Raw genomic sequence first — 13,290 nt, 5'->3', positions numbered from 1 at the left:
AGTTAATCCCATCCTCAATAAGTTTATTGGCAATCTGCCGCAAAATATAACTCTTGCCAGCACGCCTTTGACCAACCAACACCTTGATTAGTTTACTCCCTGTGTAATCAAATATCTTGTCCGTATATGTTTCACGGTAAAACCCCATTTCAGGAACATTCCCGTCCCAAAAATTATATTTCTCTAAAGCTGCAAAATTTTCTTCCATGGCCGAACAAATTTACACGAATGTATAAAAAATCTTCTACACTCGAAAATTTCGCATAATATTTCATCAAAAGTTCAATAGATTTGGATTTGAATCTACAAAATATGCCATTTTTTCGGAATTGGGCTTTCCTTAACCGTACCCCTTCTTATCCCAAACCAGCTGACCCAACAATCAATTTGACATATTGCTTAACATAACAAATAACCCCATCAACAAAAAAAGTTTTTGATTTAACAAAAACTTCAACTAAATTGCAGCTTCAAACAACAACTAATCACTGAAAACCCCTATTTTATCCACCTTAACTCAAAAGATTATGTTTGGACACAAATGCTTCTTACGCATCGGCCAACTGAACGATGCCAGTCCGGCCACCCTCACCAGCGACGGCTATGAATTAATGACCTGCAGCTACTCCTTTGCACAGGGAACCGACCAGAACGGTCAGGCACAAACCGAAGTAGTTGGTGGTATCATCGACATCGTTTACCCCAACATCCCCACCAAAGAACTCACAGAATGGATGAAAGTCTCCGGCAGATACTTAAGCGGCGCCATAGTCATCTGCGATGCCGATGGCATTCCCATCGAAAAAGTCCATTTTGAAGATGCCGCCTGTGTCGGCATGGAAATCAACTTCACTGAAACCAGCAGTACCTATGCCACCACCAGCTTCACCCTGTCCGCCCGCAAATTGGTCATTGGTACAGCAGACAAAATCAACAGATGGGTCAACCTTAAAAACTAACCACATGCAACTACCCAGTTACGATCAAACAGACACCAGCCTTTCCGTCAACTTTTCACTGGAAGGCGAAAGCACCGGCCACAAATATGACGTGGCCCAGTTCAACATCGTATTCACCCAAGCCACAGACGACAAAGGAGAACCCCAGAACTTCGTTCGCGGCGGCAAAATGCTCATCGTCCTCAAAGAGCTCGTCTCAGAAAACATCCACCTGTGGGCCATCAAATCCAACATCCTCAAAGAAGGCGAAATCGTCTTTCGTCGCGAAGGCGCCAACGCCGTATTAAAAGTCAAATTCAAAAACGCCTATTGCATCGGCTTCGACCGGATAATTGACGCCGTAGGCGGCATCCGTACCGTTTTAACCATTTCACCCGAGCAGGTATGGCTCAACGACATTGAATTTTACAACCGATGGCCCCTCAACTAACCCAAGCAAAAACCAATGAAAAGCTACAACCAACGCTATATATCACGGGCCGATTTCCATGCCCTGCAAAGCTTGCGCATCCCTTATACCGGTTTCGTTAAAGGCGTAGGCTATGCCTACACCAGCTTCGGATTTATTCCTCCCGCCCACCAGCACCGCGTTAGTGCACCCACCAGAGTGCCCTATAACCAAAGCTATCAACAAACCACCATCACCCAGCTCGTCGACACCTCACCTGAGGCACAAGTCCGCAGTCTCCATTTACAGCCCGATGACCTGATCCAACTACTGGTCACCAAACGACCCGGCGGCGGCCATAACCTCAACCTGGGCAACGGACGTATCGAGCAGCTATCGGCCGACTGCCAAATCATCCGGGAAATCACCGACACCCCCACCGGAATGAAATACAAAATCGGCTACATCAACAAAGCCACCGGACAGGAAGAAACCACCAGCGGCTACCTCCGTGACATGCACATCACCTTTACCAATACCACCAATCAAATAGCACCTTTGGAAATTCCCGGAGAAATCAACCTCACCGCCAGCCAGGTCCTCATGCAACTCCCCACCCAGGAAAAACAAGCCCGGCAACAAACCTCCTGGCAATACTACGGCTGGATCTTCACCGACCCCAACGGCACCGCACCAATGGATGCCACCCCCTTCAGAGCCCACAAAACCTACATCCTGTCAGACGCCCTCTCCTGGATATCCCTCATCGGCAGCATGTCCCGCCCCCGTTCCAACAACCGCTCCACCAACTTCTGGGCCTGGTTCGGCCAATGCTTGGAGAAATTAGGCGATATGGGAAATGCTTCTGCTCCGAGAGAGGCTTATTCAAATGAGAGTCAAGCACCCACTTATAATCGTCCAGATTCAATTGCTACACCTTGGATTAGACCTAATGGTGATATAAATTATTTCAAAGGAAAAGTAGGGGAATATCCAACCATAAGATCCCAAATTACGGAAAAGGAATTTGAAGAGATACCAAAAAGCAAGAGCACAAAATTCAAAGACATAAGATTCTGGTAACCTGGCTGCAGAAACAAAAACATAATTAATCGATGATCAAACTAAGAATAAGAACTATCCTTGCATTAGGTATTGCAATCTTTGCAACCAATTGTACACAACAAAAAACGAGTCATAATTCAAACTCCTTCTTTTTTGAGCAAGATTACCAACTCGTGGATACCATTCTAACGGACCAGGGCTTAGAAAAATTAATGTTCATATTTGAGCATGACCAAAACTCAGAAAAAATTTATATTGCAGGAGATTCTATCACCCATATATTTGGAAACTTCGATAAAAACGGCACTCTTTGGCTGATGAGTACATTAAATATACAAAAAATGGACAAGTCATAGATGATGAAAGCTTCTATGTCCATGTGGCACCATCAGAAGAAAAATACCTATTTACACTGTTTGCAACAAAGACCGTATTTTTCCAACTACGAAAATACGATATTAATGGAGATTCACTTGGCAATTTGGTTATGGAGACAAAACCTACAAGAAAGCATCAAATCAACAACAGCGAACTTATCGGAGGTGTAGTATCAATAGCTTTTTCAGAGACAATTATTGAGAATGGCGAGGAACAAAAAATGATAAAGGAGATTTTTCTGGATAGAGAATCCAAAGAATCCAATCAAAAGCTTTTCAAATATCTCAAGGATACAAGACTTAAATGATGTACGCAAGGCATTCCCATAGAATTCAAATGGGAGTATGAGACAAATCATAAAGCAGAAAAATGCAAAACGCCCTTAAGGTTAAACCTCAAAGGCGACGCAAATCCATATTTGAAAAAGCATGGATAAAACATTGAAGGATATTACCAGGAACGAATCACAGTAATCCCGAACCTACCTTTTATAATTAGCATCAATCATTTTCGCAAGAGATGACCGCCAATGAGGAATGCGTATCTGGTAGGTCTGTTTAATTTTTGTTTTATCCATAACCGAATAAGCTGGTCTGGAGGCCTTTGTTGGAAACATATCAGACTTAACCGGAGAGACCAAACAATTTATGCCAGTCAACTCAAAGATGGCAATGGCAAAATCATACCAAGAGGTAACGCCTTCATTGGAATAATGATATACACCCGGGACAAAATCCTGCTTCATGATTAAAACTCTGTCCACTATGTCAAGTATGGCATCTGCCAAATCCCCTCCATAGGTGGGAGTTCCAATTTGGTCAAAGACAACATTTAACTCACCTCTAACCTTTCCCAGACCCACCATTGTCTGGTAAAAATTATTGGGCAACTCAGAGTAAAGCCAGCTGGTACGAATTATGACTGTTTGAGGATTATTTTCAAGCAATAAAACCTCCCCATCTGCCTTGGATTTTCCATACACAGAAACCGGATTAATTTCTTGCTCCTCGGCATATGGAACATTTGATGTTCCATCAAAAACATAATCGGTTGAAACATGTATGACTTTTGCGCCAATCTCAGCGCTAAATCGTCCCAAATTTGCGACAGCCTGTTTATTAATCGCGTAACAAATTTCTTGGTTATCCTCAGCAGCATCTACAGCCGTATAAGCCGAACAGTTAATAACAAAATCCCAGGACTGACCTTTCACAATTTTTTCAAGAACATCAACATTTGTAACATCCAATTCATCAATGGTGGTAAAATGAAAATCTATTTGCTTATAACCTTCACAACGCTCCCGAACTAATCTGCCCAATTGCCCATCGGCAGCAATCACCAACACCTTATATTCCATCCAATAAAACGCTTAAAAATTCATAGTATTTTTCAACGACTCAAAACTCATAAGCTCTAAATCCTTATCCGACACAATTTCTTTCCCCTGTGGTAACTGCCAATCAATATTTAACGCGGGGTCATTATAGATTATCCCTCTCTCAGAAGCCTTATGATAATAATTATCACATTTATAATGAAACAACGCCTCATCACTCAATACCGAAAAGCCATGCGCAAAGCCGCGAGGAATAAAGAACTGTAAGTGGTTCTCATCAGACAATTCAACTGAATAATGCTGACCAAATGTCGGCGAATCAGGCCTCAAGTCAACCGCAACATCCAAAACTCGTCCTTTTAAAACCTGAACCAATTTCGCCTGTGCAAAATCACCTGATTGAAAATGAAGCCCACGGATCACCCCATAGGAGGATACAGAAACGTTATCCTGAACAAAATCACATAAAATGCCCTCTTTTAAGTATCTTTCTTTATGATATGACTCAAAAAAACGACCACGGTCATCAGCAAAACTTCTAAAATTTAATACTATTAGTCCATTAATCATATTAAGCATCGTGTTCGCAAAATCAAAAAAATATAACTTGACTAAGCAATCAAACTTTGCTGATTGCCCAAAATCGACACAACCGAAAATCAATGCAATTTCGGAGTAAAAAAATAAGGTCTTAAATACTGTGGCACCTTCCTGATCAGCTTAAATCCCAAAGTAACTCCACCCCATAGACCATGTTTCTTAATAATGGCCAAGTCTTGAAGGGACTTAGATTTCTGAAGGTTCATGGAAGTACTTTTCCCACCTAAACGCATTTTCACAATGTATTTATCTAAGAATACTTTTCTCAAACTATTATCCCGAAACCACCTTAAAGAAATATCATAATCACTAGCAATAGGGTAGTTTAAATCATATAGGCCATGCTTTGCAAAAACTTCTCTTTTTACAAATATGGTAGTATGCAAAGGAATCCATCCCCAATTAAGAAGTCCTTTCTTAAAAGATGATGCTTTGTAAATTCGTCTAACGTTTTGGCAATTATCACGCGCCACAAATAACCCTTTGGCATACACAATATCGGCTTTTTCCTTTTCAAAAACCGAAAACACGTCATTAACTACCTCATTATTGACAAACAAATCATCTGAATGTAAGATCCCTACAATATCTCCGGTAGCTAATGAGACACCTCGATTCAACGCATCATACAACCCCTTATCGGGCCGTGAATCAAAATAAGTGATTTGATCCAAATAGCGAGAGATGATCTCTATTGTGCCATCAGTAGACCCCCCATCAATGACAACATACTCAATATCATCATAATTCTGATTCAAGACTGAGTTCAAGCAGTCTTCAATATGGTCCTTATTATTGTAAACAATGGTTATAAGAGAAATTTTCATGCTCAACATCTTCAATATCTATGGATAAAAGTTAATTTTTCAAAGTATCTATCCAATGAATGGTTCTCTTAACACCATCCTTCCTACACACTGCCAAAGTTGGCATAAATTCCATAATCGATTGGAGATCATGAACATTATCTGTGGTCATATTCTTTAAACGGAAGGAGGTCATAGGGAATTTAACACCAAAAACCTTAAGAAAATCACCAAACCATGCCCCGAACCGAAAAAACACAAACGGAACACTAATAATCTTTTTATTTATTTCTTTAGCAATTTCATCTGCCCATTCTGAAATATCATATTCTGGCCAGTCGCCAAGATAAAAAACTTTAGACTTAATTTTGGCGGTATCAGCCTCAATCAGAGATTCAATTTGACGAACTGTATTTTCGATATAACCATAAGTCTTTTTACATGCCTTATCTCCCATATGAAAATACTTTCCATTTAAAACTATATTAAAGAAATCAGAATATGGTTCTCCAAACCATGGCCCCCAAATAGAAGTAGGCCTAAAAATCACCCATGGAACGTCCAAATCACTTCCTCTAATAATTTGCTCAGATTCGACCTTGCTCTCTCCATATATAGTATGTGGTTCATAATCCAAATTTCCTTCAGGTTTATATCCAGGCCGACAAACATACATAGAGGATGCAAATAAAACCCTCTTAATGGAAGAACACCCTTTAATTACAGCAATCAAAACCTCAACCCCGAGTATATTAGAACTATAATCATCTAAAGCCTGTCCATTCAAATCGGTACGTGCAGCCAAATGAACAACTACATCAGGGAGAAACTTTTTAACAACTTCCTCCAAAACTAGTTTGTCGCGAATATCTACCTTTTGCCAAATCTCTTCGTGCGAGGCAATCTTAGGCGGAACAATATCTAAACTTAACACGTTGCTATTAGTCCTTAAAAGATGTTCAACTAAATTAGTACCGATGAACCCAGACCCACCAGTAATTAATATTTTAGATTCCATGTTAAACAAGCTTTAAATATTTTTGCTGATATTTATCTGACATTTCTTTAGCCGTAAATTGACTTTTAAAACAATCTATCACAACGCTTGCTTCAATTGCAAAAAACTCACCATTTGTAAGAGAAAGCGCTTTTTGTTCAAAATCAATCGAATCATTCTCTTTAAATAGAAAACCAATTTGCTTTTTAGAAGAACATATAATCTCACGATGCGAGGGGATGTCCGACAAAAGAAGCGGTAACCCTACCGCCATAGCTTCCAAAACAGCATTGGGCATACCTTCGGTTATTGAAGAAGACACAAAGAAATCTGAAGCTACAAGATAATCTCGCACATTCGTTTTGAACCCAAGGACCGTAATATTCGTTCCTGCAGACAACTTTGCCTGCTCTAAGAGAGGCCCATCTCCTATCATTAATAGATGTAGATCACTTTGCTGAATCGAATTAAACTGTTCAACCAAAAACAACGGGTTTTTCTCAGCAGAAAAACGACCTACCCAAACAAAATATTTCAGTTTAGGAACTAGTTTCAAATTCGAGCGTTGACGTTCTTTATCAGACAGCCCACCAGTAAACAATTCAAAATCAGCACCATTTCTGATCGAGATCGAATCTATACCGAAATGATTAACAAGCTGTTGACCAAGATTTGCACCACAGGCAATAGGTAAATCTATTCTCTTCAAGCTGAACCTCACCAAACGAGCTACAAAACCTCCAACAATTTCGCCGTATAGGGCTTTATCCACAGGACCTGGCAAACTATGTACCGTATGAACCTTAACAAACCTAGACTTGTAGATTAACATAACAAGTATTAAAGACCTCGGACAATGACTATGAACAATGTCAGGATGAAAAAAGTGCAGTACTCTTTTTAGCTTCCAAAATAAAAGAATCTGATCACGAAAATCATTAACACTTAAACTCTGGAATTTTATTGGAAACTTTAAAAAATCAGAAAGTATGGATTCCTTCCCTTCGTCCTTCAAGGTGACAATAAGCACTTCAAACTTCTCAAAATCAATATAACGAATGATGTTCAAAAGAACCCTGACAGGCCCTTCATTAACAAGTGATGAAACCACAAAGCAGACACGAACCATAATACCAAATTAAATCAATCTATCAACGAAGCCGTTATTTTTAAGTAATTGCAAAAATCATCTCCTAAATCATGAAGCTTTTGCTCTATAATCTGTTTTTTCGCTTCAAAATTAAGTGTCGCTCTTTTGGCATACTCTCGGATTTCCAATGGCGATAACACGTTAATATCCTCAATAAAATTCTCATCCTTTAAACCAAAAGATTCCATTAAAAAGGATTGCTTAGAATCTCCATTCTCATTCGAATAGCTTGGAGAAGGAAGAAAAAGAAGAAAAGGGCATAGATTCTTTAAACAAAATACCGAATCATGAAAACGATGGGTGATGACGAAATCAAAATACTTAAAAATGCCTGCAAACTCAAGGGGAGAAAGATCTTTAAGCACAATGTCAGCATAAGGAGCTGGCCTTAGAGATACTACCATGTAACCATCCTTACGAAAGACATCAGCTAACTGGTGAGCAAAGAGGTTCGTCTTCACCAAATGAAAACACACAATAGGTTTTTCCAATTCTTGAATTTGCCTCTTCTTCAAATAAACTTGTGCAGGTGCATAGTCAATTTCCAGAGAAAAGGTTGGATCGGGTACAATTTCTAGTCTTGGATCATCTTGAGGCAAAAAATTTTGCACTAAACTAAAAGTGCTTGCATCCCGAACTCCTAACCTATCAAAACTCAGCACGGATTCTTTAAGTAATCGAATTTGGTTCAAAGACAAGCCTCCTATCGAAGTCTCTCTTGCTGAAGCGGCTAGTAAGAATTTCTTGCCGATGACTTCCCCATTTAACCAGTAAGGAGATACTTCATTAGAGTCAAATCTAAAGAGTTCAAGAAGTGTATCGCTTCCCACATAAATAGCATCATAATTCAGACTATTGAAAAACTTGAATGCCTTATTTCGACTTTTTGTAACTAATGCTCGTTTTGACCTAGGAAATTTTGAGCTAAATCTATAATACTTCCAAAACTGTTTAATATCTTGCAGTAATGAATCAAAGGTCATTCCAGAAATATAGGGTCTCCACTCGGCCCACCATGAATGATATCGAATAAACTCGACTTGCGAATTCGGATATTGATTTGATAAGGCTTTCAATACGCTATAAGCTTGAAGGTTCATCCCTGGATTAACATCGTTAAAATACGGAATGTCAGTAAAGTAAGTTAAAATGCCAATTCTCTTCATTTTATTCAAATACAGTTAAATACTCGTTTATTTTCTTCCTATCCGATATTGCAACAGGATACTTATCCTTCAGTGCACCCACCCCAATCATAACTATTGGCACTTCATCCTGTTGAAGCCCAAAATGTGTATACAAATCTTTCCTTTTTGAATGCATCATTGCCATAGTCATTGGAATTGTGCCTAATCCCATCGAGTGTAATGCGTACAATAAAGTCATGGAATATAAGCCTCCGTCAATGTATGCTTGATGCTTTTCATTGATAAAAAAGGAATTTAAAGAACATGACACAATAATAACCGTATCAATATTATCTATAAATCCTTTATTTCCCTGCCACTTCAAGAGGTCTTTCTTTTTCTTCTCATTCCTGTAGACATAAACCCTCCAAGGTTGACGATTACATGCAGAGGGAGATTTCCGAGCAATTTCTAAAGCTTTATAAATAAGCTCCATATCAATCTTCTGATCAGAAAAATCTCGAATAGAATAACGCGAGGAGGCCACCCTAGGAAATCCTTGATTTAAGGAATTTAATGTATCTTCTTTTTCAATCCAAATAATTCCACCCACATAATCCGTAACTTCTAAAGACAACCGGCCTCTAATCTCCTCAAATTTGAGCCAAAGTTCGTTATTGAACGAATTCTGGTTTCGGTTAAATTCAAAATAGGATTCCAGAATCGGGATCACTAACGTTAAAAAATTAGAGCTTCCAAATTTGTTGTAATAATAATGAAGCAACTGAATTAAATCTGAAACCTTTTTCTCTCCAAAACCAGGGCGAGGCTTCACCATAGAAAGCCCCTTTTCAATAGCATGACTTCTGATTATAATATCAGCTTCTAATTTGCGTTTATTCTTCTTAAGCCTGACAGCACCTAGATGTTTCGCCAGTTGTAAATATTCAAAATAAATCTCAACCAACAATCTAAACCAAACAACAAAAATATTGTTTCTAATTAGGGTTACAATTCGATCTCTCATAATTTATTTAGTTTTACAACATCCTCAAACATTCGGACATAATCTTTCTCAATCTTTTGAAAGGAATAACGCGAACGGACATCGTCTCTCTGATTCTTTTTTAGTACAGAATAAATTGTCCCATGATTCTCGATAACATAAATCATGATTCGTTCCAGATCTTTCAGCTCACCATTGTTAAAAATAAAACCTGTACGCTCATTTAATATCTCATTCTGAAATTCCTTAAGATTCGATGCAATTACTGGAATGTTATAATTGAATGCAATCTTTAAAGGTCCACTTTGGGAAACATCTGAGTATGGAAGAACAAGATAGTGCGATGAACAAAATAACGATGCTATATCTTCATTAGGAATCAGATCTATCTTTACATCAAAAATACCCGGATAAGTGATTAAATCGCTGTAACTATTCCATTCTTTACATGAACCATATATTTTAACCGAGAAGTTTCTATAACCATATTCATATACATTGCATGCAGCCTTAATTAACAAAGAAATATTTTTGCTTTTTATAATATTTCCAAAATTTAAAAAAACAACCTTCTTTTGATCAGGCTTAGCATTACTAACACCATAATCCTTTAAGCCCAAAGGGATTTGGAATACGTTTTTACCGCTCCACTTTTTGAGAAACAGATCTGTTTGTGATTTTGAAAATAAATGAAAATTTAAAAAATGACCATACAAAAAATCAAAATACTTTTTAGTCAAATACTTATACTTCATACCGGAATGAACCTCTGCTTGATGAACTGCAAGAATAACCTGTGATTTTTTTAATAAAATGGAAAGTAGAAATGCTAAATACGGATAGCCCTGAAGATTAAAATAGATTAAATCAGGTTTGCATTTAATAATATATCGAATCAAAGAAATATAGAAGGGAATCATTTTGACATCTCTAAACCGATATTTAATAGTGAAAAATTTTGCTATATATCTACTTTTATGTTCCAATAATTCTTTCTCAGAATAACGAGAATTCTTTTGTGGAAGAACGACACACCACCTAATATCGAAATAATCATTCAGCCTAGGTATTAAATCTATATCGCAATCAATAAAATAATCAGCTGTAATCCAAGCAATTTTCTTCATTAATTTACCCTTTTCATTTTCAGGACTTACCCACTATTTTTTATGACCCACTATTCTTTAATTACGTTTAAAAACCAATGCAATAGAAAGAATCTTAACTCTTAAAGGAATGTCTTTTACCCTCATTAAATCTATCACACCAAAAAGAAATCCCTTCGAAAAAAAGTGCACACATGTATATGCTTGTTTCTTTATTTGGTATTTAGCTATGTTATTCTCTATCAAACTTGCTAGAAGATATTCCTTTTTTTCTATAGGTTTAACACCTGCAACAAATTCCTTAATCCAACTTATTTCATTTTTAATAGCCATCAGTTTAAAATTCACATTTCCAGTAGAGGAAATGGTCTTTGGATTTCTCCGATAATTTAATAACGGCCTATTGATATGAGCAATTCCATAAACATCTATCATCATATATGCAGTAATATCATCAGATGCCCATGCCAGAGGTTGCTTAAAAAACCCTCCATTACTTCGAAGCACCTCAGTTCTATATACAAAGTCAGAAACGTATTGAACCCTATTGGTAAATAATCTATGCCATATGTTCTCACACAGTGACTCATATTCAGGCCATGACGGTGTCACGCCTATCAATTCAGAAGATTCATTTATAATATTTGACCGACAATGAAAAACATTAAGTTGAGGGTACTTCTCTATTAATGACTTGAAATTAATCAAATAGTCCGGCTCCATTAAATCATCATCTCCCATCAACACAAAATAGTCTCCCTTTGCATAGGAGAGACATTTATTCCAATTATCAACGACATTTAAGGCACCAAAATTGTGCTCATTGCAATGGTATTTTATTCGGTCGTCATTAAAAAAGCTAACAATAGTTTCCAAGTCTTCAGGGGATGCATCGTTAACAATGATAAGCTCAAAGTTTTCGTAAGTTTGATTTAATATGGATTGTATACAATCTTTTAAAAATGCAGCTTTAAAAGCAGGAACTCCAATCGAAAATAATAGTTTATTAGTCATTTGCATATCTGATATCCTTCTGTGAAAATTGTGTACTACTAATGGCGACTCTCTCTATCATAAAAAAATAATTGAAATAGAGGTAACCAAAACATGCTGATCGTATAAGTCAAGATCTAAATTATTCAACTATATAGTTGCTTTTTTGGAAATTAACTGGGCTTGACTACTAACTTCAAACATATACAAAACAATACAAATGGCTGCTATATTGTGATTGCTAAGAAAATACCCTGACATCACATTTGAAAGAAACACAAAAATCAGAAAAAGTTTAAGATATAAGTATTTAGACGGAATTTTAACAAATATAGATTTGAAAAGAATTACACCAACAGCGACCAAACCCAAAAGTCCAAATTGAGCAAATATTTGAGCATAGCCAACATCACTCATAAATAAGCGCATTTGGTCATTTACGATCTGAGTATAAAAATATCCATAAGAACTGTGTTCATGGGGTACCCCATTTCCAAAAATAACAGAAAACAAGCCTGGAGAAAATTCTGTGAAGAAATAGGAATATGCAGTTACTCTGATATCTTCAGTCTGCTGTCCACCAGAAACCTGGAGTTCCGTTAATGAAAACAACGCTTGAATAACAGAGGAATACTCATAAATATAGACACTTAGAACAACACCAAATAATAAGAAAGTTATCTTTTTCCAAATAGAGACTTTCCTTATTAGCACAAACCCTGCAATAAAAAAAGAAAAGAAAATATATTGACGAATAACATGAGCGACAATAATTAGAAATAACCCAATGGAAATCCATAACCAAATGCTTCTTTTTGTGCATACATAGTTACTAATCGCTAAAAAAAAGGACAAGAATAGAAATCCCCTGCCTGGAATAAACAATCTAAAAAGCCCCCTCTGATCCCCAATACCCCTATCTGCAAAACTGCCAAAAATTACATCTGGGGCTTTGGTTAAAGAAAAAAGATACACTATTACATACAAACAAGCTAAGACCCAAACCAAACTGACCATCGATTTAAAGGAAGGTTTAGTTGCTATAAGAAAAAAATATAACACAAAACCCAAATGTGGAAACATTGCCCGCAAAGTCAGCACAGGACTTTGCCCCCAAAATAAAAGAGCCGGCAAAGTAGATATAAACATGCTAAGAAGCAACATGCGCATAGAAGCTGCGAAAACATATGGTTCTGAAGTGTATAAAAAATATTTAAAGGAAAACGCAAAAATAATAGCTAGCATAAACCAATAAAACACCTTCAAAATAGCATCATTAAAAAAAAATGGCTCATAAAAGTAAAATGAGCTTAAGCAAAAAATAAAAACAGCAAGTATGTTAACTGTACTTAACTGAATTTTCATTCGTTCTTTTC

General features: G+C 37.2%; 15 protein-coding genes and 1 pseudogene. 5 read left to right on the top strand and 11 right to left on the bottom strand.

Annotated elements, in window-relative coordinates; all coding sequences use genetic code 11:
- Window positions 1-208 (bottom strand): annotated as a pseudogene (locus JCM15548_RS16270) (hypothetical protein); the annotation flags it as partial.
- Between the two features lie 319 nt (window positions 209-527).
- Between JCM15548_RS16270 and tssD (JCM15548_RS16265) the strand changes: the two are divergent.
- Genes tssD (JCM15548_RS16265) through JCM15548_RS16245 form a run of 5 tightly spaced genes read left to right on the top strand, consistent with a single transcriptional unit; the run spans window position 528 to window position 3,097 of the window.
- Window positions 528-959, top strand: coding sequence for a type VI secretion system tube protein TssD (gene tssD, locus JCM15548_RS16265; RefSeq protein WP_062127646.1), 432 nt, complete (start codon window positions 528-530; stop codon window positions 957-959).
- A 4-nt stretch (window positions 960-963) separates the two neighbouring features.
- Window positions 964-1,389, top strand: a complete 426-nt coding sequence (tssD, locus tag JCM15548_RS16260) for a type VI secretion system tube protein TssD (RefSeq protein WP_062127644.1) — start codon at window positions 964-966, stop codon at window positions 1,387-1,389.
- A 15-nt stretch (window positions 1,390-1,404) separates the two neighbouring features.
- Window positions 1,405-2,430, top strand: a complete 1,026-nt coding sequence (locus JCM15548_RS16255) for a hypothetical protein (RefSeq protein WP_062127643.1) — start codon at window positions 1,405-1,407, stop codon at window positions 2,428-2,430.
- A gap of 32 nt (window positions 2,431-2,462) precedes the next feature.
- Window positions 2,463-2,768 (top strand): hypothetical protein, encoded by a 306-nt coding sequence (locus tag JCM15548_RS16250; protein WP_062127642.1) that lies wholly within the window; start codon window positions 2,463-2,465, stop codon window positions 2,766-2,768.
- Complete coding sequence (locus JCM15548_RS16245; protein ID WP_062127640.1) at window positions 2,723-3,097, top strand: hypothetical protein; 375 nt, start codon at window positions 2,723-2,725, stop codon at window positions 3,095-3,097. Before JCM15548_RS16250 ends, JCM15548_RS16245 begins: the two co-directional genes overlap by 46 nt.
- 174 nt (window positions 3,098-3,271) lie before the next feature.
- Here JCM15548_RS16245 and rfbD read toward each other — a convergent pair whose 3' ends face one another.
- From rfbD to JCM15548_RS16195, 10 genes are all read right to left on the bottom strand, one after another.
- Window positions 3,272-4,150 (bottom strand): dTDP-4-dehydrorhamnose reductase, encoded by an 879-nt coding sequence (rfbD, locus tag JCM15548_RS16240; RefSeq protein ID WP_062127638.1) that lies wholly within the window; start codon window positions 4,148-4,150, stop codon window positions 3,272-3,274.
- Between the two features lie 12 nt (window positions 4,151-4,162).
- Window positions 4,163-4,699 (bottom strand): dTDP-4-dehydrorhamnose 3,5-epimerase, encoded by a 537-nt coding sequence (gene rfbC, locus JCM15548_RS16235; RefSeq protein ID WP_227625946.1) that lies wholly within the window; start codon window positions 4,697-4,699, stop codon window positions 4,163-4,165.
- An 89-nt stretch (window positions 4,700-4,788) separates the two neighbouring features.
- Window positions 4,789-5,556 (bottom strand): glycosyltransferase family 2 protein, encoded by a 768-nt coding sequence (locus tag JCM15548_RS16230; protein WP_062127649.1) that lies wholly within the window; start codon window positions 5,554-5,556, stop codon window positions 4,789-4,791.
- Window positions 5,557-5,587: 31 nt separating this feature from the next.
- Window positions 5,588-6,553 carry an NAD-dependent epimerase/dehydratase family protein gene (locus JCM15548_RS16225; RefSeq protein WP_062127634.1) on the bottom strand — a complete coding sequence of 322 codons (966 nt, stop codon included), beginning with the start codon at window positions 6,551-6,553 and terminating at the stop codon, window positions 5,588-5,590.
- Window position 6,554: 1 nt separating this feature from the next.
- Window positions 6,555-7,661 (bottom strand): glycosyltransferase family 4 protein, encoded by a 1,107-nt coding sequence (locus tag JCM15548_RS16220; RefSeq protein ID WP_062127632.1) that lies wholly within the window; start codon window positions 7,659-7,661, stop codon window positions 6,555-6,557.
- 14 nt (window positions 7,662-7,675) lie between these two features.
- The gene (locus JCM15548_RS16215; RefSeq protein ID WP_062127630.1) at window positions 7,676-8,848 is read right to left on the bottom strand and encodes a polysaccharide pyruvyl transferase family protein; all 1,173 of its coding nucleotides are present in this window, start codon (window positions 8,846-8,848) and stop codon (window positions 7,676-7,678) included.
- A 1-nt stretch (window position 8,849) separates the two neighbouring features.
- The gene (locus JCM15548_RS16210; RefSeq protein WP_062127628.1) at window positions 8,850-9,836 is read right to left on the bottom strand and encodes a nitroreductase family protein; all 987 of its coding nucleotides are present in this window, start codon (window positions 9,834-9,836) and stop codon (window positions 8,850-8,852) included.
- Window positions 9,833-10,942 carry a glycosyltransferase gene (locus JCM15548_RS16205; RefSeq protein WP_062127626.1) on the bottom strand — a complete coding sequence of 370 codons (1,110 nt, stop codon included), beginning with the start codon at window positions 10,940-10,942 and terminating at the stop codon, window positions 9,833-9,835. Before JCM15548_RS16205 ends, JCM15548_RS16210 begins: the two co-directional genes overlap by 4 nt.
- A gap of 57 nt (window positions 10,943-10,999) precedes the next feature.
- Window positions 11,000-11,935, bottom strand: a complete 936-nt coding sequence (locus JCM15548_RS16200) for a glycosyltransferase family 2 protein (RefSeq protein ID WP_162198269.1) — start codon at window positions 11,933-11,935, stop codon at window positions 11,000-11,002.
- A gap of 129 nt (window positions 11,936-12,064) precedes the next feature.
- Window positions 12,065-13,279 (bottom strand): hypothetical protein, encoded by a 1,215-nt coding sequence (locus tag JCM15548_RS16195; RefSeq protein WP_062127622.1) that lies wholly within the window; start codon window positions 13,277-13,279, stop codon window positions 12,065-12,067.
- Between the last annotated feature and the right edge of the window lie 11 nt (window positions 13,280-13,290).

The organism is Geofilum rubicundum JCM 15548, assembly GCF_000974365.1.
In the GTDB taxonomy this organism is placed as follows: domain Bacteria; phylum Bacteroidota; class Bacteroidia; order Bacteroidales; family Marinilabiliaceae; genus Geofilum; species Geofilum rubicundum.
This window is presented reverse-complemented; position numbering and strand designations above follow the sequence as displayed.

What these genes read in the sequence shown, in the direction of transcription:
- JCM15548_RS16205 (WP_062127626.1), bottom strand. Translation starts at nt 10,942, where the DNA reads ATGAAGAAAATTGCTTGGATTACAGCTGATTATTTTATTGATTGCGAT.
- JCM15548_RS16200 (WP_162198269.1), bottom strand. Translation starts at nt 11,935, where the DNA reads ATGACTAATAAACTATTATTTTCGATTGGAGTTCCTGCTTTTAAAGCT.
- tssD (WP_062127646.1), top strand. Translation starts at nt 528, where the DNA reads ATGTTTGGACACAAATGCTTCTTACGCATCGGCCAACTGAACGATGCC.
- JCM15548_RS16230 (WP_062127649.1), bottom strand. Translation starts at nt 5,556, where the DNA reads ATGAAAATTTCTCTTATAACCATTGTTTACAATAATAAGGACCATATT.
- tssD (WP_062127644.1), top strand. Translation starts at nt 964, where the DNA reads ATGCAACTACCCAGTTACGATCAAACAGACACCAGCCTTTCCGTCAAC.
- JCM15548_RS16215 (WP_062127630.1), bottom strand. Translation starts at nt 8,848, where the DNA reads ATGAAGAGAATTGGCATTTTAACTTACTTTACTGACATTCCGTATTTT.
- JCM15548_RS16250 (WP_062127642.1), top strand. Translation starts at nt 2,463, where the DNA reads ATGATCAAACTAAGAATAAGAACTATCCTTGCATTAGGTATTGCAATC.
- rfbC (WP_227625946.1), bottom strand. Translation starts at nt 4,699, where the DNA reads ATGATTAATGGACTAATAGTATTAAATTTTAGAAGTTTTGCTGATGAC.
- JCM15548_RS16210 (WP_062127628.1), bottom strand. Translation starts at nt 9,836, where the DNA reads ATGAGAGATCGAATTGTAACCCTAATTAGAAACAATATTTTTGTTGTT.
- JCM15548_RS16220 (WP_062127632.1), bottom strand. Translation starts at nt 7,661, where the DNA reads ATGGTTCGTGTCTGCTTTGTGGTTTCATCACTTGTTAATGAAGGGCCT.
- JCM15548_RS16225 (WP_062127634.1), bottom strand. Translation starts at nt 6,553, where the DNA reads ATGGAATCTAAAATATTAATTACTGGTGGGTCTGGGTTCATCGGTACT.
- JCM15548_RS16195 (WP_062127622.1), bottom strand. Translation starts at nt 13,279, where the DNA reads ATGAAAATTCAGTTAAGTACAGTTAACATACTTGCTGTTTTTATTTTT.
- rfbD (WP_062127638.1), bottom strand. Translation starts at nt 4,150, where the DNA reads ATGGAATATAAGGTGTTGGTGATTGCTGCCGATGGGCAATTGGGCAGA.
- JCM15548_RS16255 (WP_062127643.1), top strand. Translation starts at nt 1,405, where the DNA reads ATGAAAAGCTACAACCAACGCTATATATCACGGGCCGATTTCCATGCC.